The organism is Rhizobium sp. 01N424 (assembly GCF_056399485.1).
The window spans coordinates 203902-222628 of sequence record NZ_JBFTRK010000007.1 but is presented as its reverse complement, the minus strand read 5'-3'; the positions used below and the strand labels follow the sequence as shown (position 1 = coordinate 222628).

Genomic DNA, 18727 nt, shown 5'->3' with positions numbered 1-18727 from the left:
ATCGGATCTCTGCCGCTCGCCGCTCATCCGGTGCCGTCAGCTGCGCGAAAAGACGACCTGGCGGACGTCGATATTCTTGGCGCGGAAGCCTGCCTCGCAATAGAAGAGGTAGAATTCCCAGAGGCGCTTGAAACGCTCGTCGAAACCCATCGGCCGGACCCGCTCCCAGACATTCCAGAAGCGTTCGCGCCATTCGGCCAATGTCCGGGCGTAATCGAGACCGAAGCCGAAATCCTTCACCAGCGACAGATCGACCCTGCGGCCGAGTTCCGCCAGATGGTCCTGCGTCGGCAGCATTCCGCCCGGGAAGACGTATTTCTGGATGAAGTCGGGATTGCTGCGATATTGATCGAAAGCCTCGGGTTTGATGGTGATGATCTGCAGCCCGGCCTTGCCGCCCGGCTTCAGGCATTCGCGCAGTTTGGAGAAATAGGCAGGCCAGTATTTTTCGCCGACGGCCTCGAACATCTCGATCGAGACGATCCGGTCGTAGAGCCCTTTCTCGTCGCGGTAATCCTGGAAGCGCAGCTCGACCCGGTCGGCAAGCCCCGCCTTGCGGATGCGCTCTTCGGCAAAAGCCAGCTGCTCGCGGCTGATCGTCAATCCTGTCACCTTGCAATTCATCTCGCTGGCGGCGAATTCAGCGAAGCCGCCCCAGCCGCAGCCGATCTCCAGCACATGATCGCCGGGCCTGATGCCGGTCGCTTCGGCGAGCGCCCGGTATTTGGCGTTCTGTGCCGACTGCAGATCGTTGGCGCCGGTGGAATAGAGCGCCGACGAATAGGTCATCGTCGGATCGAGCCACTGTTTGTAGAAGTCGTTGCCGAGATCGTAGTGGGCCGAAATGTTGCGCTTCGAGCCCGTCTTGGTGTTGGTGTTCATCCAGTGGCGGATGCGCTCGAACACCCGCATGATGCCTTTCCTGCCGTTCGAATATTTTTCGGCCGCCTCGCCGTTGACCAGGAACAGTTCGAGGAAGGCGGTAATGTCGGGGCTCTGCCAGTCGCCGTCCATATAGGTCTCGGCAACGCCGATCGTGCCGCTGGTCATCGCCCGGCTGGCAAGGTTCCAGTTGTTCAGCTTGACAGCGGCGCGAGGACCTTCGATCCGGCCTTCGATCAGCGCCTTACGTCCGTCCGGAAGTTCGAGCGCCAGCGCGCCGTGCTGCATCTGCAGGAGGCCGCGCAGCGCGAACTTCGCCTTCAATGGCAGGCCCTTCGAAAAGCGGCCAAGATTATCGGCCGTCAGCGCCAGTGCGCCGCGGGCAAAGGAATTCCAGTCTTCTGCAGTGGTCATGATCGGTTCCTCCAGCCGTTAGCCGGTTAAGGACGGAGATTGCATGAGCCAGCCCCCCGGCATTTCTGCGAACGCTAATGTCATTCAGCAGCTTCTGCAATATGGGATGGGTGGCGCACACTTACCGGTGGCGGCGGGGCAGGGCGCGAGATGTATTTCGCCCCCTTGATCCAGAGCTTGAGCGCCTCCCAATGGATGCCGGCGACGATCTTGAAGGTCAGGAAGGGAATGCGCGCCGTCAGCCCCGCAAGGGTGGCGCTGGCGAGTGGCTTCATCGCGCCGGAGAAGGTCGCCGCGAGCAGCGGTCCCTGCCGATCTGTCTCCAGGATCCGCCAGCGGATCTCGTCGCCCGGCGGAAGCATGCGGAAGTGATAGTCCATATCCATGCCGATGAAGGGAGAAACATGGAAAAGCTTGCTGCAGCTCTGCCGCAGCCCGCTGTCCGAAAGCTCGCCAAGACCGACGGGGCAAACATAGGTGTGCCGCTCGCCAAAAGTGTTCCTGACCTCGTAGATCATGGCGATGAGGTCGCCGGACGCACCATAGGCATAATAGACGGAAATCGGATTGAAGACGTAACCGAGGATACGCGGATAGCAGACGAGCAGAACGCGCGCCGCCCGCTCACCAAGCCCGGCGTCGTCGAGCAGCCTGTCGGCGTAGGTGCGCAACGGCATCCCGGCATCACCCGTATGATCTGCCTCGTGAAAAGCGACGAGGTTGCTGCTGTTGACGGAAAAGACCGGCGAAAGGCGATCGGCTTCCGCAAGCCGGTCGAGATCGATGAGCAGCGAGAAGACCTTGTACTGGAAGCGATGTCCGAAAGGCTTCATGCGCTGATGCATGACGCTGCCGCAGTAAAGCGCAGCGGCAGCATCCGGCGGCGGACCATTCCGCGCCATGCTCGCGCCATGCCTTTGCGGGCGGAGAGTCATGCCGCCGCGTCCAGAAGAGGTTCGCGGGAAGAAGCCTGGGTGGCCCGCCAGGGGATCACCCCGCCCAGGGCTTCCGCCGCCGCCAGGCCGGATACGAGTCCATCCTCATGGAACCCGTAGCCCGTCCAGGCGCCCGCGAAATAGCAATTGTTGTTTCCCTGGATCGACGCGATCTCCCGCTGGGCCGCCATGCCTTCCGCCGAGAATTGCGGATGCTCGTAGCTGAACTCGGCAAAGACCTTTGCCGGATCCGGCTCGCGCCCGGGATTGAGCGTCACGAACAGCGGCAGGGCGGGATCGATTCCCTGCAGCCGGTTCATCCAGTAGCTGACGGCAACCTCGGCGCGGCCATCGTCCTCGCTGGAGCGCAGGTAGTTCCACGATGCCCATACCTTCTGCCGCTTGGGCATCAGCGACAGGTCGCGGTGCAGCACGACGCGGTTCGGCTGATAGGGCACGGCCCCGAGCAACCGCTTCTCGCGATCGGTGGCATCGACGAGTATTCTCGCCGTCTGATCGCTGTGGGAAGCGAAGATCACCTTGTCGAAATGTTGCTCGTTGCCGCTGTCGTCGATGACAGTCACGCCATCAGCGTTACGCATCACGCCGCGCACGCCGCAGGAAAGCTTCAGCCGGCTGCCGAGCGGCGCCAGCAACTTTTCCAGATAGTTGCGGCTGCCGCCGGTCACCGTCCGCCACTGATGCTGTTTGGTATAGATCAGCCGGTGATTGTCGAAGAAGTTGACGAAGTGCTCGGCCGGAAACTGCATCATCCGCTGCGATGGCGTCGACCAGATGGCAGCCGCCATCGGCACCAGGTAATTGTTGGTGAACCCGGGGGAAAAGCCGCGCCAATCGAGATAATCGCCGATCGAGCGTGATGCCAGATGGCCCGCGGCGCGGTCTTCCAGGCAGGTCTTGTTGAAGCGCAGGATCTCGCGGATCATCAGCAAGAAGGACGGGCGCAGCAGGTTGCGCTTCTGCGCAAACAGCGAGGAGAGACCGCAGCCGCTCCACTCAAGACGGCCCTCGTCCAGCGACAGCGAGAAGCTCATGTCGCTGGCATGCGTTGCGACGTCGAGCTCGGCAAACAGCGCGGTGAGATTGGGGTAATTGCATTCGTTGTAGACGATGAAGCCGGTATCGACGGAAATGTGCTTCCCACCATAATCGACGTCGACGGTCGCCGTGTGCCCGCCGGGGCGGCTGTTCTTTTCGAACAACGTAACGTCATGCACCGGATTGAGCGCCCAGGCAGCCGAAGCACCCGAAATGCCGGAGCCGATCACGGCGATCCTCAAGCGTTCCTGCGGCGGCCGGGCGATGTGAAAATGCGCGTTCATGCAGCGTCCTTTATGGCGTTGTAAGCTTTCAGCGCGCGGTCGCGGGCGGCGGCGTGATCGACGATCGGTTTGGGATAGGTGTCACCAAGAATGATGCCAGCTTTCTCAAGCACCGCAGCCGGTGCATCGAAGGGGCGGTGGATGTATTTGGTGTCGAGCTTTGCGAGCTCGGGGATGAATTCGCGCACATAAGTGCCGTCGGGATCGAACTTTTCGCCCTGCAGCACTGGATTGAAGATGCGGAAGAATGGCGAGGCATCGGCGCCGGAGCCCGCGACCCACTGCCAGTTGGCCGCGTTGCTCGCCGGATCGGCATCGACAAGCGTGTCGCGGAACCACTTTTCGCCGCGCCGCCAGTCGATCATCAGATCCTTGATCAGGAACGAGCCGGTGATCATCCTGACGCGATTGTGCATGATCCCATGCCGCCAGAGCTGGCGCATGCCGGCGTCGACGATCGGATATCCCGTCAGGCCGCGCGTCCAGGCATCGAAATGCGCCTTGTTGTTATGCCATTCGAAACCGTCGAAGCGATCGTTCCAGTTGGCATAGGGCAGCTTCGGGAAGTGGAAGAGCAGATGATAGCAGAATTCCCGCCAGGCAAGCTCCTTGCGGAAATGCACGAGATCATCCGGCGAGACGCGCTTCGACAATCCACGCGTCGCATCCCAGATGCGGGCAGGCGATATCTCGCCGAGTGCCAGATGCGGGGACAGCATCGAGGTGGCTGTGACCGAAGGGAAGTCGCGATCCTTCTTGTAGCCGCTCAGGCGATCGTCGACGAAATCGGCAAGCTTCTCCAGCGCCGCATCCTCGCCAGGCGTCCAGACCTCGTCGAAGGCCGACGCCCAGTTCGGCTTCACCGGCAATAGCTTCCAGGAGGCGAGGCTGTCGAATTGCGGCCAATGGCTGGGGAAGGCGATCTTCTTCGGCGCTTCCAGCGGATGCGGCGGCTCTCCGGAGCCCTCCAGCGCCCGCCAGAACGGCGTGTAGACCCGGTAGGGCGTGCCGCCGCCGGTCTTCAGCTTAGAAGGCTCGTGCAGCAGCTGCCCGGCAAAGCTCTGCGCCTGTACGGCCTGCCGCTCCAGTTCGTGCTTGATGCGCGTGTCGATGGCGATCCCAGGCGGATCGTAGCGGCGGTTCCAGAGCACCGTTTCGGCACCCGTCGATTTGATCAGCGCGTGCAGCACATCGAGCGCGTTGCCGCTGAGAAGCACAAGTTTACTGTGATGCTTTTGAAGCGACCGGTCGAGTGCTTCGAGAGAGTGGTGAAGCCACCAGGCCTGGGCAGCGCCAAGCGGGCCATTGCCCGACGATTCGGGCTCGCGGATATAGACAGGAATGACCGGCTTTCCCAAGGCACAAGCCTCGTGCAGCGCGTGATGGTCGTCCAGACGCAAATCCTTGCGAAACCAGACAATAACCGGTTTTTCCACTGCCTTCGCCAACGCCGTCATTCCCTGTTCTGTTCTTTTGGTCTGCTACGCACTTACGGCGCCTCTGGATCAAAAGTTTCAGACGGAGAGACAGTTTTATTCACGCGTCAGGCGGACATGAGAAAGGCCGGTAGAAACCGGCCTTTTCCTGGGAACTATGTCGGTCAGTTGTCATACTCGCGGCAGCGATCGCTGATCGACGCTCCACCCTGACCGGCACGGCTATCGACAACGCCCTGCTGCGGCATATTCGGGCAATCAAGTACGCCGCGCGGCTCGCCGATGCTCTCGGTCGTCACCGGATCGACCGGCTCGACCCGCACAGGATGCGTGCCGTTGTTATCAACGCTCATATCGGACGAATAGCGCGGTGCATCCGGTGCCGTCGTATCGTAGGCCGGTGCCGATTGCGCGAAGGCGGGCGCGGCGAGGCCGATGGCGAGCAGCGATGCTGCGGCAAATGTCTTACGCATGGAGAAACTCCTCCTATTCTGCTTCTTCACTATGGGTGACCAAGGCGAAACCCGTGGGGCGAGCCATTGTTCCGAAATTTCCCGTTGAAGTTTCAGTCCGCAAAAGCCGATGTGGTTACGCGTAAACCTTAACAGGCGAAGGCGCTGGTCACGGCTTCTGCCGCGTGATTAGGAAGCGCCATGCCGCATGATGCGGCGCATGGGGTTCAGGTGGTCATTTCCTTTATCGAAGCAGCGGATATGTCGTTCAAGGCTGCCTTGTCGGTTACCCTGACGATCGGCGGCATGATGGCCGCCACCGCCATCCTGAAGAGCGAATCTGCCGAGAGCCAGCGTCTTGACCTGTCGCGGCCGGTCCTCTGGACGGCTGAACCGGTCCGCGTACCGCCGCCGCTGAATTTCGCGTCGGGTGATGGCGAAGACAGCGGGCGCTTCTGCGTCAGCGAGATCGGCCTGCGCATCGATTGCGATCTGATCAACACCGCATCGTCGTCGCTCTGATCAGAGCGTGCCGCCATCCTTGTAATAGCTTGGATATTGCACGAATTCCGGATCGCGTCCGCTATCGCCTTCAGGGCGTTCGGCTTTGCCTTCACGCGTTTCCGCATAGCCATGGCTGATCAGCCAATCCTGCACGATATGGCGCATCGCTTTGTCGCGCTCGGCTATGCCGAACTCCGCCATGAACCGCTGAAGGGCCTGCTCGCACCGTTCTGAAAAATCCTCTGCCATCAGATGGTAAGCGGCGAGGGCGGAGATTGTTCCACGCATTGTAGCGCAGAAAAAAGAAGAGCCGGTTCGCTGACGAACCGGCTCATTCAATCTATCAGCTAGGCTGATGAATCTGGCTCCCCGGGCCGGATTCGAACCGGCGACCTGTCGATTAACAGTCGAATGCTCTACCGCTGAGCTACCAGGGATCACCGCTTGCCGCGGTGTGAGTGGGCTAATACAAATGCTTGTTCGATTTGCCAAGCGGTTTTTTCAAAAAAATGACATCTGCTTGCAATTGCTGCACTTATCCCCATCTCCTGTGGATGACTGACGGGAAAAACAACACTGGAAATTCGCGCGCCAAGCGCTTTGGCATCGATCATGCGACCGGCGAGCTCGTTCTTGGCTCCTGGCGCATCCCGCTGCCACGCTCGCGCATGGCGCGGATTGGCATCGGACTGCTGCTGATTGTCTGTGGCTTCCTGGGGTTTCTGCCCATCCTCGGCTTCTGGATGCTGCCGCTGGGCTTCATCGTGCTGTCGCACGATCTGCCTTTGGCGCGCCGCTGGCGCCGCAGGCTGTCGGTCTGGTGGCACCGGCGGGGCAGGCCCGCCGGTAGCTAAAGTCTGGAATCAGGCGAAGAAGCCCGCGGCCCAGTAGAACAGCGCCGAGATCAATGCCGCCGCCGGCAGCGTTACCACCCAGGCGATGACGATATTGCCGGCAAGCCCCCACCGCACCGCTGAGACGCGCTTTGCCGCGCCGACGCCGATGATGGCGCCGGTGATCGTATGCGTCGTCGAAACCGGAATGCCGAGCCATGTCGCGCCGAACAGCGTCAGCGCTCCGCCGGTCTCGGCGCAGAAACCCTGCATCGGATTGAGCTTGGTGATCTTCGATCCCATCGTGTGGACGATTCGCCAACCGCCGAAGAGCGTACCGAGCGCCATCGCCGTCTGGCAGGAAAGCACCACCCAGAGCGGAACGTGGAAGCTGCCGCCGAGGTAACCCTGCGAATAGAGAAGCACGGCAATGATGCCCATGGTCTTCTGCGCATCATTGCCGCCATGGCCAAGCGAATAGAGCGAAGCGGAGACGAACTGCAGGATGCGGAAGGTGCTATCGACGGCAAACGGCGTCTGCCGCACGAAGATCCACGAGACGGCGAGCACCAGGAACAGCGCCAGCAGAAAGCCGATCATCGGCGACAGCACGATGGCTCCTGCCGTTTTCAGCAGGCCGCCCCAGACGATCGAGCTGAAGCCGACCTTGGCGAGACCAGCGCCGACGAGACCGCCGACCAGCGCATGCGATGAGCTCGACGGTATCCCGAAGACCCAGGTGATGATGTTCCAGATGATCGCCCCCATCAAGGCCGCAAAAATCACCAGCGGGCTGACGATCTCGGGGTTGATGATGCCGGTCCCCAGCGTTTCCGCCACATGCAGGCCAAAGAACAGGAAGGCGATGAAATTGAAGAACGCCGCCCACATCACGGCATATTGCGGCTTCAACACACGCGTCGAGACGATCGTCGCGATCGAATTCGCCGCGTCGTGCAGTCCGTTCAGGAAATCAAAGAACAGCGCGACCGCGATCAGCCCGATTAGCAGCGGAAAGGCGAGGGTGGCATCCATCAGACGTTCTCGATCACGATGCCGCTGATTTCGTTGGCGACGTCCTCGAACCGGTCGACGACCTTTTCAAGTTCGGCATAGATCTCACTGCCGATGATATAGGCCATCGGGTTGGAAGCGCCGTGACGGCGGAACAGGTCTTTCAGGCCGAGATCGTAAAGCTCATCCGACTTGCCTTCGACCCGGGTGACTTCCTCGGCGATCGATGTCAGCCGCTGCGCGTTGGCGCCCATCCTGTCGAGAAGCGGAATGGCCTCGGCAATCAGATGTGCCGCCTTGACGATTTCCTTGCCCATCTCCTGCATACCAGGATCGAAGCTCTTCTGTTCGAACAGGCGGATGGTCTTGACCGTCTTGTGCATCATGTCGATCGCGTCATCGAGCGACTGGATCAGATCCTTGATGTCGCCGCGGTCGAATGGCGTGATGAAGCTGCGGCGCACGGCCAGCAAAACTTCGCGGGTAATATCGTCGGCCTCGTTTTCCAGCGTGACGATGCGGTTGCAATGCCGCTCGGTATCGTTTCCGGCCAACAATTCGTTCAGCGATTCCGCTGCGCCGACGACGGTGCGCGAGTGCTGAGCAAAAAGATCGAAGAATCGATCTTCGCGCGGAAGAAGTTTGCGAAACCAGCTTAACATGGCGACCCCGTGAGTGCTTGAGTTGTCACGCAACTGTCACAAATGGGGTCCTGTTGCAATAAAAGCCGGGCCGAACATACCGCGCCAGCAGGCTTTTCCACGCGTTTGAGGCAGGTTTCACACAGGCCGCAAGGGATGTCACGGTCTCAATGAAGATCGAGCGTCAGCTGCTTGTTCTTGATCTGCGGCAGCGGCAGACCGATCTCGATCTTGCCGAAGACACGCCTGCGGCGTTCCTCATCCTTTTCCCGTTCCGCCCGGCTGGCGGCGACGGTCGCAAGGGCATTTGCGATAACCTTCTCGGCATGCGTCATAGGAACCTCCGTCGTATGTTCCTATTTTGTTCTCATCAATGTAGATGTCAAGAGGCTCACTCACCGAAGTAGAACAGCGGATCGCGCGTCAGTTCGCCATTGCCTAGATGGCCGTACAAATCCTTGCCGAGAATCCAATAAGTGATCTTCTGCGTTGCAAGAGAAAAGACATAGTCGCCATCCACCCAATGCTCGGCCTTGTTGCCGCCGATCGGGAAGAGAAACTTGCCAGCTTGGTAAAGAACGGCCTTCTCGGACTGATGATCGAAAATGTATCGTGTTTTCGCCATGTGTTATCCTGCCGCTATACGCAAGATACAACGTCACATGGGATTTTCGCTGTGTCTATATTATCAGAAGTAGAGAAACGAGCTATTCACAAATAAGATAAGCCTAAAACAGCATTATCCCAAAAATGGGCAATACATCCCGCGTGATGAAGTAGTAGCGTTTATATTCGGAATCATTCAATCTATGATTGTTTGAAGGTGGGGGCCTCGCCCGGAATTGAACCGGGTACAAGGATTTGCAGACTTTAAGCCGTAATTATTTTTGCTGCACTTTTCGCCAGCATGTTGCAGTCAGGTAAGCAGAGCGCTTGCCGCATCGGCCAATTCGCCGCCGTCATCGAGCCGCGGAAACAGATGTCTATAGATGTCCATCGTCATCACGATCGACGCGTGTCCGAGCCTTTCTTAAGCTATTTTAGGCGGCAGACCTAGCCTGCCATCTTCCTTCCGATTGATCAGCCAGCCCGCGTAAAAGTGCCTCAAGGCATGGAAGCCGGCGTATTTCGCCTTGCGAATCGCCTGATCGCGGGCGTCCTCCCTTCCCGGTATCGACCGTGACTCCGGCCTTGATCATCGCCGGCTGCAATCCCTTGAGAACCACGTTGGCATGTGCCCGGCACCGAAAGCCTGAACTATTCCGTCGAGGCGCTGATCGCGAAGTTCGGCAATCGGATCACCCACGAGCAGGCTATCCCCGCTATTCAAAGCGCACGCACAAAAAAGCCCGCCGGTGAGGGCGGGCCTTGAGATGTGCATGACAAAAGAAAACCCCGCCTGGCGGCGTTTTCAGTTAGGCAGCTCTAGGAAATGGTATGTTGAGACGCAAGGGCACACCTAGTGCTTTGAAGACGTCCTCTATCGCGTCTAGTTTGGTTTGGTGGTCCAAACGGAAAACACGGTCAATCTGCTCACGGTGTTGCCATCCCAGCTCACGTTGCAGTTCGGCGCGGTTCATTCCCTTTTCACGCATAATCATATAGATAGCGGCTTTGAGGACGACCATCATTGGCATCTCCACAAAATATCCTTTATCGCCATCTTCGACCATGGGCTGAGGAATGTCTTCGCCGTCTGCTATCCGGGCCGCGATTGCTTCCTCTATTGCATTTTGAGCGTTCTTGAGGGCTTCTTCTTTGGTTTGCCCAAACGTGGCTAGCTCTGGGAAGTCCTCGGAGGTAACAAACCATACATCTCCATCCGGCTGGATTGCCAGTTTATACCAAGCCATCGTATTCCTTCCTTTACTTGAGCCCGAGATCTTTCTTGATCTTTGCGACCAAGCGCGGTCCAAGCTCCTTTGACGCCCCATGCATGGGGAGTTGTGATTTTTTGTCGCCGAGATAGATAGTCAAGTGACCAAAGCGACAGCCTTGCTTAGCAAGGTATTTTTTCATTTCGCTTGCGTTCATACATATAGCGTAGTCAACACATCTGTGGAAGTCAACAGAAGTGTGGAGAATGAGTTAACTTATTGTAAGGAAATGATTTAATCGGCCTCAATAACTTGACGGAGGCGTCAGATTGGTAGCGCGTTGGCGGTAATTTTCACTCTCGAGCCTTGATTTCGCAGGCCAACTTAGTTCGGCTTCATAATCGATAGGAGCTTGGCGTCTTGCAAGGGCCCGCACGAATTCGGTCAATGCAGCATTTGCATTTACGAGGTTGGCGTACTCCGATTCGCGGCATCAGTGACGCTACACGTCTGAGGGGGTGCAAATCATGTTGCATTTCATGTCTCACGGAGTCGCGGTGACCGTAAAGAAATGCCCGATAACGCGGGGAATTTCATTAAACACGGATGCGACGTGTCAATCAGAATTCAACGATCTGATCGGTCATCAAGCTATTGAAATTGCTTGTGAAAGTCTTTGGAGGCCTCGCCCGGAATTGAACCGGGGTACAAGGATTTGCAGTCCTCTGCGTCACCACTCCGCCACGAGGCCATCCGTGAACGACTTGTTCAGTGGTGGCGCGGATTTAGAATGATCCAAAGGAAACCGCAAGAGGTGTTTTTCGAAAAATCTTGACCGGCAACAACTCGTCCACCGTCAATCGGCATCCGGCGCCCTTGATCATTCGGCGAATCCGCTCATTATCCATATATGAGAAATATCTCAAAACCCTTTGTCACCAAGGACGATCCCGACCGCCACATCCGGTGCCAGGACGCGCTGCAATTTGCGTTCCGCGATTTGATCGAGGCGGCGGTTGCCGCCGGATGGAGTGAGCAGGAAGCACTGGATGCCGTTGGCTATCTTGCGGAAGGGCATATGCAGGAGCGGCTGGCGAGGGCGGATGCCGCGGCATTGGCGGCGCTTTTGAAGACCATGCGCTGATCCGCGCGGCTATCCAACGCCTCAATTCGATCTTTGAAGCGCGGCAATCGGCGAGACGCCACCTGTGGTGACGCTGGGTGCGGCAGAGCCGATCAGTGGAATGCAGAGAATGATTGCTACGAAACCGCCGATAAAGCAGGCGCCGAGTATCAGGGATCTATTCATGCCTATTCCGCGTTCGCTTCGATTGCGGCCTTTATCGCAAGCGAAGCTGACAGGTTCCTGAAACGCTGTTCAGGGTTTTGGTGCGGATTTCAGATAAAGATAGGCGCCGATGGCAAAAAAGCTAAGCGTCAAGCCCGGCCAGGCGATGAATACGGTCGTGTAGCCGCATGCGCCAGTGAAGCAATCTCCGAGCGTTCCCGCTAGGGATAGCCGCATGGACAAGACGCCCGCAAGAATGACGCTTGCGGCGGCGATCAGCAGCAGAATGAAAATCGTAAAACCCGTGCTTCGCATTCGAACCTAAAGAGCGGGCCTACTGATTCCTGCCTGCTGCGCTGTGATTGTCCTCAACTCGTCCGGCTGTTGACCAGCCCGCAGCAAAGAATGCAGACGAGCGCCGCACCGATGAACAAGTCGAAGAGTGTGAAATGCACGAACATGGCAGACATGGCCTGCTCCTCCTCATTTCCTCCGGTTGCAAGAATACCACAGGGCCACGCTTTATGCCACTTCGGAGTTTGGAATGCGCTCCGGCGCACGCGACAGCGCCGCGTCCACTCAAGTATTCTTGCCGCAGCCGCGCGCGGAGCCTTGAAAGCATCCGAACCCGGGATTAAGAGACGCATGTAGCCGCTGAAAACGGGCAAGAGGATAAGATGGATTTCGAAGCAGCACGCGTGAAGATGGTCGACAACCAGATCCGTACGACGGACGTGACGTCCCATTCCGTGTTGAGCGCGTTCCTGACGGTCGAGCGCGAAACTTTCGTGCCTGAAAAGTCGAAGGCGCTGGCCTATATCGATAATGACGTCGAGATCTGTCCCGGCCGCTTCCTGATGGAAGCCTCGCCGCTGGCAAAGCTGCTGCAGCTTGCCGCGATCACCAAGGAAGACACGGTTCTCGAAGTCGGCTGCGGTACCGGCTATACCTCGGCGCTGCTGTCGCTGATCGCCGGTTCGGTTACCGCTCTCGAATCCGATGAAGCGCTTGCCGTAACGGCAAAGGCCAATCTCGCAGCCTATCCGAATGTCGCCGTTGTCACCGGCGGTCTCGAGAAGGGCCATACGGCCGGCGCGCCTTATGATCTGATCTTCGTCAACGGTTCCGTCGAGCAGGTTCCGGCAGCTCTTCTCGGCCAGCTCGCCGAGGGCGGCCGTCTGGTCACCGTCGAGGGTTACGGCAACGCCGCCCGCGCCAAGGTCTTCGTTTCCGAGCGCGGCGCCGTTTCCGAAAATGTCTTCTTCAACGCCTCGGTCAAGCCGCTGCCGGGCTTCGCAAAGCTGCGCGAATTCGTGTTCTGAGCAGCATTGCATTGCTCCGTGACGATGCGGGCGCCTCGGGCGCCCGTTTGCGTTTGCGGCGCTGAAACCGGGCCGGGCAGACGGTCCGCAGTTCATCCAACAAAACTGTGCATGGACGCATTCATTTGATTCGCGATGATTTTTTTCGCGTCTTGGGTATTCTAGTGTCTGGGTGATTCGGATGCCCACACCACGCAATCCGATCGTTGCTTTTAGCATAACGGGGATAGATATGGCTCAGCCAAGCGTAGCGCGTGAACCGTCCATGGAAGAGATCCTGGCGTCGATCCGCCAGATCATCGAGAGCAATGATCCGGGTGCCGGCAAGGCCATTTCCCAATCTTTGCCGCCGGTTTACGGCGATGACAGCGAAGACGAAGGCAGCGACTCCAACATCCGTCTGACCGTCGACGACACCTATGCCAATGTCGAGTTTCCCGAGCCGGTGATGCAGGCCGATCCGCGCTTCGTCGCCGCCAATTCGGCAGGCACGCGCGATATCGAGGAGCCCGCGCGCTCCATGTCGCTTGCCGATGTCGCCGCCCGGGTTCGTGCCGCCTCCGAGCGTCTGCCGGCCCAGCCGCCGCGCGAGCTTCCGCCGGTCTTCCGCCAGCCGGAACCCGCGGCCGAGCCCGTCGCTGAACAGGTCCGTGCACCGGTCGAGCATGTATCCGCTCCCGTCGTCGCCCCGCTGCCGGCACCGAAGCCGGCGCCGCTTGTTGCCGAAGCCGCACCGGTGGACGCTGCCCCTCAGCCGGTAGCGGCCGCTGCCACAGAAGTGTTCCCGGAGCCGCAGGCAACGATCGCTCCGCAGGCCGAAATCGCGCCGGAGGCACCCGTCGCCGAAGCCCCGGCTGCCATGCCCCAGTTTCTGCCGCAGATCATGGAAGAAGCCCAGGCGCTGATCTCGCAGGATGCCAGCCTTCAGGTCGCACGTTCCTTCGAAGAGCTGGCGCTTGCCATCGATGGCGCCGAGCGCCGGTCGCTGGATGAGATCGCCGAAGACATGCTGCGTCCGATGCTGCGCGAATGGCTGGACGACAATCTGCCGACGCTAGTCGAACGCCTGGTGCGTGAAGAGATCGAGCGCGTGGCGCGCGGTCCGCGCCGCTAACCGGAAACGCTTTTTACCGAACAAGCCGCTCCGGTCTCCGGGGCGGCTTTTTTATTGACTTGCCCGCAGCCATCCTATTTACAAACCCGCATCCTAAAACCCCGAAGTTTGGTCATAAAATGCTCGACAAGACCTATGATTCCGCCGCAGTCGAACCGAAAATCGCTGCGAAATGGGACGAAGCCGATGCTTTCCGTGCCGGCGCCAACAAGAAGCCGGGCGCCGAGACGTTCACGATCGTCATCCCGCCGCCAAACGTGACGGGCTCCCTGCACATGGGCCACGCGCTCAACAACACGCTGCAGGACATCATGATCCGCTTCGAGCGTATGCGCGGCAAGGATGTGCTGTGGCAGCCGGGCATGGACCATGCGGGCATCGCCACGCAGATGGTCGTCGAGCGCAAGCTGATGGAACAGCAGCTTCCGGGCCGCCGCGACATGGGCCGCGAAGCCTTCATCGACAAGGTCTGGGAATGGAAGGCTGAATCGGGCGGCCTGATCTTCAACCAGCTGAAGCGCCTTGGCGCCTCCTGTGACTGGTCACGCGAACGCTTCACCATGGACGAGGGTCTGTCGCAGGCCGTTCTCGAAGTGTTTGTAACGCTTTACAAGCAGGGGCTCATCTACAAGGACAAGCGTCTGGTCAACTGGGATCCGAAGCTGCTGACGGCAATTTCCGACATGGAGGTCGAGCAGCTCGAGGTCAAGGGCAACCTGTGGCATCTGCGCTATCCGCTGGAAGAGGGCGTCACCTACCAGCATCCGGTTGCCTTCGACGAAGATGGCAAGCCGACCGAATTCGAAACCCGCGACTATCTCGTCGTTGCCACGACCCGCCCGGAAACGATGCTTGGTGACACCGGCGTTGCCGTCAACCCGGACGACGATCGCTACAGGTCGATCGTCGGCAAGCATGTCATCCTGCCGATCGTCGGCCGCAAGATCCCTGTTGTCGCCGACAGCTATGCCGATCCGACGGCCGGTACCGGCGCCGTCAAGCTGACGCCGGCGCATGATTTCAACGACTTCGACGTTGCCCGGCGCACCGGCTTGCGCGCTATCAACGTTCTCGACGTCGATGGTTCGGTCACCATCAAGGAAAACGAGGACTTCCTGGAAGGTCTCGACAATCCGGCGGCCCTGCACGGCGCCTGGGATCGTCTTGAGGGCCAGGATCGCTTCGCGGCGCGCAAGATCATCGTCGAAATCTTCGAAGAGGCTGGCCTGCTCGACAAGATCGAACCGCACAAGCACATGGTTCCGCATGGCGACCGCGGCGGCGTGCCGATCGAGCCGCGCCTGACGGAACAGTGGTGGGTCGACAACAAGACGCTTGCCAAGCCGGCGATCGCCTCGGTTCGCGAAGGCCGCACCAAGTTCGTGCCGAAGAACTGGGAAAACACCTATTTCCAATGGATGGAAAACATCCAGCCCTGGTGCATCTCGCGTCAGCTCTGGTGGGGACACCAGATCCCGGCATGGTATGGCCCGGATGGTCAGGTCTTCGTCGAGAAGACCGAAGAGGAAGCGCTGCAGGCGGCAATCCAGCACTATCTGTCGCATGAAGGCCCGATGAAGGCCTATGTCGAGGACCTGCTCGAAAACTTCAAGCCGGGCGAAATCCTGACCCGCGACGAAGACGTTCTGGATACCTGGTTCTCATCGGCGCTCTGGCCGTTCTCGACGCTCGGCTGGCCGGAAAAGACGCCGGAGCTGGCGCGCTATTACCCGACCAACGTTCTGGTCACCGGCTTCGACATCATCCCGTTCTGGGTGGTCCGCATGATGCAGATGGGTCTGCACTTCATGAAGGATGAGGACGGCAATCCGGTCGAGCCGTTCCATACCGTCTACATCCACGCGCTGGTCCGCGACAAGAACGGCCAGAAGATGTCGAAGTCGAAGGGCAACGTCATCGATCCTCTGGAACTGATCGACGAATACGGCGCCGACGCGCTGCGCTTTACGCTGGCCATCATGGCGGCGCAGGGCCGCGACGTGAAGCTCGACCCGGCACGCATCGCCGGCTACCGCAACTTCGGCACCAAGCTGTGGAATGCCACGCGCTTTGCCGAGATGAACGGCGCCAAGAGCGACCCGAACTTCGCGCCTGATAGCGTCAAGCTGACCATCAATCGCTGGATCCTGACGGAGCTTGCCCGTGCGGAACGTGACGTAACGGAAGCCATCGAGGCCTATCGTTTCAACGATGCGGCCGGTGCGCTTTATCGTTTCGTCTGGAACCAGGTCTGCGATTGGTATCTCGAACTGCTGAAGCCTGTCTTCAGCGGCGAGGACGAGGCCGCCAAGGCGGAAGCGCAGGCCTGCAGCGCCTATATTCTCGAAGAGATCTACAAGCTGCTGCATCCCTTCATGCCGTTCATGACCGAAGAACTCTGGGCGCATACCGCAGGCGAAGGCATCGAGCGCGATACGCTCGTCTGCCACGCCGAATGGCCGTCGCCGTCCTTCTCCGATGATGCCGCCGCCGACGAGATCAACTGGCTGATCGATCTGGTGTCGGGCATCCGTTCGGTTCGCGCCGAGATGAACGTCCCGCCGGCGGCAACCGCACCGTTGGTTTTCGTCAATGCCAATGCGCAGACCAGGGAGCGCCTGTCGCGCCATGATGCGGCGATCAAGCGTCTGGCGCGTGTGGAGACTGTGTCACTGGCCGACGCCGCGCCGAAGGGCGCGGCACAGATCGTCGTCGGCGAAGCCACGGCCTGCCTGCCGCTCGGCAGCCTGATCGACCTTTCGGCCGAGAAGTCGCGTCTCGAAAAGGCGATCGGCAAGACCGAAGGCGAGATGGCCCGCATCAACGGCAAGCTGTCGAACGAGAAGTTCGTCGCCAACGCCAATCCCGAAGTGGTCGAAGCCGAGCGCGAGCGCCTGGCCGAACTGCAGGGGCAGATTGAAAGCCTGATGGTTGCGCTGGCGAGGGTGAACGAAGCTTAATCCACTCTTGGTAGTAAACTATTCCAAAGCGGCGTCCGGCTTTGCACGGGCGCCATTTTGCGTTCGCAGCAATCCGAATCGGAAGAACTTGCTCATATGCGCCGCCGATGGCGCTAAATCAGGCGGTTTTGCAAATTATTCAGTGGGTAGGGCCGAAAAAACTGACTGTTGTCAGATTGATACAGGGGCAGATCAGCTTGGAAGGATAATCCAAAACTAACCCGGAATGATTAGTTTATTGGGATAAAATTTTACCATACGCAAAAATTTGACGTGCTCGTCAATTTCTTACGTCAATTTAACTTCTTGCATGCATTGTGGCGTCATGAAGGCGCGCATTGTCATCCGCGCTATTCCTTTGCAAGGTGCATCATCTGCATTGCTTGAGTGGGGGAGACACAATGGCATCTCGTATGTTTTCCAAGGGCGTAGCATCGCTCATCATCCTTTCGTCCGTCGCGACGCCGTCCTTCGCGGGCGGTCTGGAACGCGGCGGCTACAATATCGATCAGCTGTTCGATACCGGTCCGTTTTCGTTCAATTCGGGCGTTACCTATGTGATGCCGCAGCGCAAGCTGAAGAATGTGAAGGATATCGATTCTTCTGACGGGTTTGGAAACAACGGGTTAGGCGGTGGTTCGACGTCCGCGGATGAGACTAAGGATTACGCGATCCCCTACGTCGGCATCAAGACTGGGCTTGGGCCGGTAGATTGCTTGGTTGACTACTCGGAGCCCTTCGGGGCTCATAGCGATCCTGGCATTGGCTGGGTCGGTGCCAATAGCAATATCGAAACGAAAGTGACCAGTCACAACTATGGAGCAACCTGCTCGTACAAATTTGATGCAGGTCCAGGCCAGTTCCGCGTGATCGGCGGCGCTTTCTATCAGGAGATCGAGGGCTTCAAGACCAGATATGTCGCTAATCCTGCGCTGTTCAGTCAGCCGGGTAACGGTATCGGTCGTCTCGACATGAGCGACGACTCGTGGGGTTGGCGTGCAGGTATTGCTTACGAAATCCCTGAATACGCTCTGCGCGCAAGTTTGGTTTATAATAGCCGTGTGAAGTACGATAACCTTGATGGGACCGTCGACCTCACTCAGGTTCCTATTGTGCCTGGATATGGCGGAAAAATCACGCCCGTCACAGGTTCGGCTGAAGCGCCAGACTCATTGGAACTCAAAGTTCAAAGCGGCATTGCTCCCGATTGGCTTGCGTTCGGCAATATCAAGTGGACGAATTGGAGCATCCTACAATCCGTCGCATTCTGCCCTACGACTGGGACGTGTCCTGCTGGCGGCCTTGCATCGCTTGATCTCGCCTACCGTGACGGTTGGACGATCGGTGGCGGTATCGGTCACAAGTTCAACGATCAATGGGCCGGCGCGGTCAGCCTGACTTGGGACCGCGGCACCAGCGACGGCTACGGTTCGCAGACTGACACATGGATGCTCGGTCTGGGGGCAGCCTATACGCCGACGGAGAACATCGAATGGCGTGTGGCAGGCGCGATCGGTCTTATGACAAGTGGCGAATCCGGGACATTCACCCGAGACGGCGTGACGTACGGCAACGACGTGACCTATTCCTTTGGCAACGACCTCGTCACTGCGCTATCGACCAGCATTAAGGTCAAGTTCTAATCAATACCTGCCAAACACAAAGCCCGGCCCAGCGCCGGGCTTTTCTTTGCTTGCTGCCATATTAATCATGCCTTTTGGCCATCCCATTTTGTGACGAATCCGCAACAGTTTTTTACGACAGTTGGCGTA

19 protein-coding genes, 2 tRNA genes and 1 pseudogene are annotated in these 18727 nt (G+C 58.9%); 7 read left to right on the top strand and 15 right to left on the bottom strand.

The annotated features are described in order from the left end of the window. Window positions 1-36 precede the first annotated feature (36 nt). The 5 genes from AC1DNK_RS18975 to AC1DNK_RS18955 form a co-directional block, all read right to left on the bottom strand. Window positions 37-1296 (bottom strand): class I SAM-dependent methyltransferase, encoded by a 1260-nt coding sequence (locus AC1DNK_RS18975; protein ID WP_477942776.1) that lies wholly within the window; start codon window positions 1294-1296, stop codon window positions 37-39. 80 nt (window positions 1297-1376) lie between these two features. Continuing rightward, window positions 1377-2231 (bottom strand): DUF1365 domain-containing protein, encoded by an 855-nt coding sequence (locus AC1DNK_RS18970; protein ID WP_477942774.1) that lies wholly within the window; start codon window positions 2229-2231, stop codon window positions 1377-1379. Then, on the bottom strand, window positions 2228-3574 hold the full coding sequence (locus AC1DNK_RS18965; RefSeq protein WP_477942772.1) for an NAD(P)/FAD-dependent oxidoreductase: 1347 nt from the start codon (window positions 3572-3574) through the stop codon (window positions 2228-2230). Before AC1DNK_RS18965 ends, AC1DNK_RS18970 begins: the two co-directional genes overlap by 4 nt. Next, window positions 3571-5022 carry a cryptochrome/photolyase family protein gene (locus tag AC1DNK_RS18960; protein ID WP_477942770.1) on the bottom strand — a complete coding sequence of 484 codons (1452 nt, stop codon included), beginning with the start codon at window positions 5020-5022 and terminating at the stop codon, window positions 3571-3573. Before AC1DNK_RS18960 ends, AC1DNK_RS18965 begins: the two co-directional genes overlap by 4 nt. A 152-nt stretch (window positions 5023-5174) precedes the next feature. After that, on the bottom strand, window positions 5175-5483 hold the full coding sequence (locus tag AC1DNK_RS18955; RefSeq protein WP_112387949.1) for a hypothetical protein: 309 nt from the start codon (window positions 5481-5483) through the stop codon (window positions 5175-5177). Window positions 5484-5663: 180 nt separating this feature from the next. Between AC1DNK_RS18955 and AC1DNK_RS18950 the strand changes: the two genes are divergently transcribed. Then, complete coding sequence (locus tag AC1DNK_RS18950; RefSeq protein WP_477942768.1) at window positions 5664-5984, top strand: hypothetical protein; 321 nt, start codon at window positions 5664-5666, stop codon at window positions 5982-5984. On the opposite strand, the gene AC1DNK_RS18945 is transcribed toward AC1DNK_RS18950, so the two are convergent. Both AC1DNK_RS18945 and AC1DNK_RS18940 read right to left on the bottom strand, forming a co-directional pair. After that, window positions 5985-6254, bottom strand: coding sequence for a hypothetical protein (locus tag AC1DNK_RS18945; protein ID WP_477942766.1), 270 nt, complete (start codon window positions 6252-6254; stop codon window positions 5985-5987). It abuts the gene before it with no gap. Between the two features lie 74 nt (window positions 6255-6328). Further along, window positions 6329-6403 (bottom strand) — tRNA-Asn (locus tag AC1DNK_RS18940). A gap of 117 nt (window positions 6404-6520) precedes the next feature. On the opposite strand from AC1DNK_RS18940, the gene AC1DNK_RS18935 reads away from it, so the two are divergent. Beyond that, the gene (locus tag AC1DNK_RS18935) at window positions 6521-6820 is read left to right on the top strand and encodes a hypothetical protein (protein ID WP_112513818.1); all 300 of its coding nucleotides are present in this window, start codon (window positions 6521-6523) and stop codon (window positions 6818-6820) included. Window positions 6821-6829: 9 nt separating this feature from the next. On the opposite strand, the gene AC1DNK_RS18930 is transcribed toward AC1DNK_RS18935, so the two are convergent. From AC1DNK_RS18930 to AC1DNK_RS18900, 7 genes and pseudogenes are all read right to left on the bottom strand, one after another. Then, window positions 6830-7834, bottom strand: coding sequence for an inorganic phosphate transporter (locus tag AC1DNK_RS18930; protein WP_477942764.1), 1005 nt, complete (start codon window positions 7832-7834; stop codon window positions 6830-6832). Then, window positions 7834-8475, bottom strand: coding sequence for a DUF47 domain-containing protein (locus AC1DNK_RS18925; RefSeq protein WP_112387954.1), 642 nt, complete (start codon window positions 8473-8475; stop codon window positions 7834-7836). Before AC1DNK_RS18925 ends, AC1DNK_RS18930 begins: the two co-directional genes overlap by 1 nt. Before the next feature lie 146 nt (window positions 8476-8621). After that, window positions 8622-8789 carry a hypothetical protein gene (locus tag AC1DNK_RS18920; protein WP_477942762.1) on the bottom strand — a complete coding sequence of 56 codons (168 nt, stop codon included), beginning with the start codon at window positions 8787-8789 and terminating at the stop codon, window positions 8622-8624. 56 nt (window positions 8790-8845) lie between these two features. After that, complete coding sequence (locus tag AC1DNK_RS18915; RefSeq protein WP_477942760.1) at window positions 8846-9079, bottom strand: hypothetical protein; 234 nt, start codon at window positions 9077-9079, stop codon at window positions 8846-8848. Window positions 9080-9370: 291 nt separating this feature from the next. Beyond that, window positions 9371-9695 (bottom strand): annotated as a pseudogene (locus AC1DNK_RS18910) (site-specific integrase); the annotation flags it as partial. Between the two features lie 174 nt (window positions 9696-9869). Continuing rightward, complete coding sequence (locus AC1DNK_RS18905) at window positions 9870-10307, bottom strand: type II toxin-antitoxin system HicB family antitoxin (protein ID WP_477942759.1); 438 nt, start codon at window positions 10305-10307, stop codon at window positions 9870-9872. A 641-nt stretch (window positions 10308-10948) separates the two neighbouring features. Then, window positions 10949-11022 (bottom strand) — tRNA-Cys (locus AC1DNK_RS18900). A 159-nt stretch (window positions 11023-11181) separates the two neighbouring features. On the opposite strand from AC1DNK_RS18900, the gene AC1DNK_RS18895 reads away from it, so the two are divergent. Next, on the top strand, window positions 11182-11415 hold the full coding sequence (locus AC1DNK_RS18895; protein WP_477942757.1) for a hypothetical protein: 234 nt from the start codon (window positions 11182-11184) through the stop codon (window positions 11413-11415). Window positions 11416-11436: 21 nt separating this feature from the next. Here AC1DNK_RS18895 and AC1DNK_RS18890 read toward each other — a convergent pair whose 3' ends face one another. Beyond that, window positions 11437-11580, bottom strand: coding sequence for a hypothetical protein (locus AC1DNK_RS18890; RefSeq protein ID WP_162705969.1), 144 nt, complete (start codon window positions 11578-11580; stop codon window positions 11437-11439). A gap of 656 nt (window positions 11581-12236) precedes the next feature. Between AC1DNK_RS18890 and AC1DNK_RS18885 the strand changes: the two genes are divergently transcribed. The 4 genes from AC1DNK_RS18885 to AC1DNK_RS18870 all read left to right on the top strand — a co-directional run bounded on the left by AC1DNK_RS18885 (window position 12237) and on the right by AC1DNK_RS18870 (window position 18598). Next, window positions 12237-12881, top strand: a complete 645-nt coding sequence (locus AC1DNK_RS18885) for a protein-L-isoaspartate O-methyltransferase family protein (RefSeq protein WP_477942755.1) — start codon at window positions 12237-12239, stop codon at window positions 12879-12881. Window positions 12882-13113: 232 nt separating this feature from the next. Then, window positions 13114-13995 (top strand): PopZ family protein, encoded by an 882-nt coding sequence (locus AC1DNK_RS18880; protein WP_477942753.1) that lies wholly within the window; start codon window positions 13114-13116, stop codon window positions 13993-13995. Between the two features lie 119 nt (window positions 13996-14114). Beyond that, window positions 14115-16955 (top strand): valine--tRNA ligase, encoded by a 2841-nt coding sequence (locus tag AC1DNK_RS18875; RefSeq protein ID WP_477942751.1) that lies wholly within the window; start codon window positions 14115-14117, stop codon window positions 16953-16955. A 401-nt stretch (window positions 16956-17356) separates the two neighbouring features. After that, window positions 17357-18598: an OmpP1/FadL family transporter gene (locus AC1DNK_RS18870; RefSeq protein WP_477942750.1), complete on the top strand. Its 1242-nt coding sequence runs from the start codon at window positions 17357-17359 to the stop codon at window positions 18596-18598. Window positions 18599-18727 lie beyond the last annotated feature (129 nt).

Excerpts from the sequence above, each read along its gene's own strand:
- AC1DNK_RS18975 (WP_477942776.1), bottom strand. The coding sequence starts at position 1,296 with ATGACCACTGCAGAAGACTGGAATTCCTTTGCCCGCGGCGCACTGGCG.
- AC1DNK_RS18970 (WP_477942774.1), bottom strand. The coding sequence starts at position 2,231 with ATGACTCTCCGCCCGCAAAGGCATGGCGCGAGCATGGCGCGGAATGGT.
- AC1DNK_RS18965 (WP_477942772.1), bottom strand. The coding sequence starts at position 3,574 with ATGAACGCGCATTTTCACATCGCCCGGCCGCCGCAGGAACGCTTGAGG.
- AC1DNK_RS18955 (WP_112387949.1), bottom strand. The coding sequence starts at position 5,483 with ATGCGTAAGACATTTGCCGCAGCATCGCTGCTCGCCATCGGCCTCGCC.
- AC1DNK_RS18950 (WP_477942768.1), top strand. The coding sequence starts at position 5,664 with ATGCCGCATGATGCGGCGCATGGGGTTCAGGTGGTCATTTCCTTTATC.
- AC1DNK_RS18945 (WP_477942766.1), bottom strand. The coding sequence starts at position 6,254 with ATGCGTGGAACAATCTCCGCCCTCGCCGCTTACCATCTGATGGCAGAG.
- AC1DNK_RS18935 (WP_112513818.1), top strand. The coding sequence starts at position 6,521 with ATGACTGACGGGAAAAACAACACTGGAAATTCGCGCGCCAAGCGCTTT.
- AC1DNK_RS18930 (WP_477942764.1), bottom strand. The coding sequence starts at position 7,834 with ATGGATGCCACCCTCGCCTTTCCGCTGCTAATCGGGCTGATCGCGGTC.
- AC1DNK_RS18925 (WP_112387954.1), bottom strand. The coding sequence starts at position 8,475 with ATGTTAAGCTGGTTTCGCAAACTTCTTCCGCGCGAAGATCGATTCTTC.
- AC1DNK_RS18920 (WP_477942762.1), bottom strand. The coding sequence starts at position 8,789 with ATGACGCATGCCGAGAAGGTTATCGCAAATGCCCTTGCGACCGTCGCC.
- AC1DNK_RS18915 (WP_477942760.1), bottom strand. The coding sequence starts at position 9,079 with ATGGCGAAAACACGATACATTTTCGATCATCAGTCCGAGAAGGCCGTT.
- AC1DNK_RS18905 (WP_477942759.1), bottom strand. The coding sequence starts at position 10,307 with ATGGCTTGGTATAAACTGGCAATCCAGCCGGATGGAGATGTATGGTTT.
- AC1DNK_RS18895 (WP_477942757.1), top strand. The coding sequence starts at position 11,182 with ATGAGAAATATCTCAAAACCCTTTGTCACCAAGGACGATCCCGACCGC.
- AC1DNK_RS18890 (WP_162705969.1), bottom strand. The coding sequence starts at position 11,580 with ATGAATAGATCCCTGATACTCGGCGCCTGCTTTATCGGCGGTTTCGTA.
- AC1DNK_RS18885 (WP_477942755.1), top strand. The coding sequence starts at position 12,237 with ATGGATTTCGAAGCAGCACGCGTGAAGATGGTCGACAACCAGATCCGT.
- AC1DNK_RS18880 (WP_477942753.1), top strand. The coding sequence starts at position 13,114 with ATGGCTCAGCCAAGCGTAGCGCGTGAACCGTCCATGGAAGAGATCCTG.
- AC1DNK_RS18875 (WP_477942751.1), top strand. The coding sequence starts at position 14,115 with ATGCTCGACAAGACCTATGATTCCGCCGCAGTCGAACCGAAAATCGCT.
- AC1DNK_RS18870 (WP_477942750.1), top strand. The coding sequence starts at position 17,357 with ATGGCATCTCGTATGTTTTCCAAGGGCGTAGCATCGCTCATCATCCTT.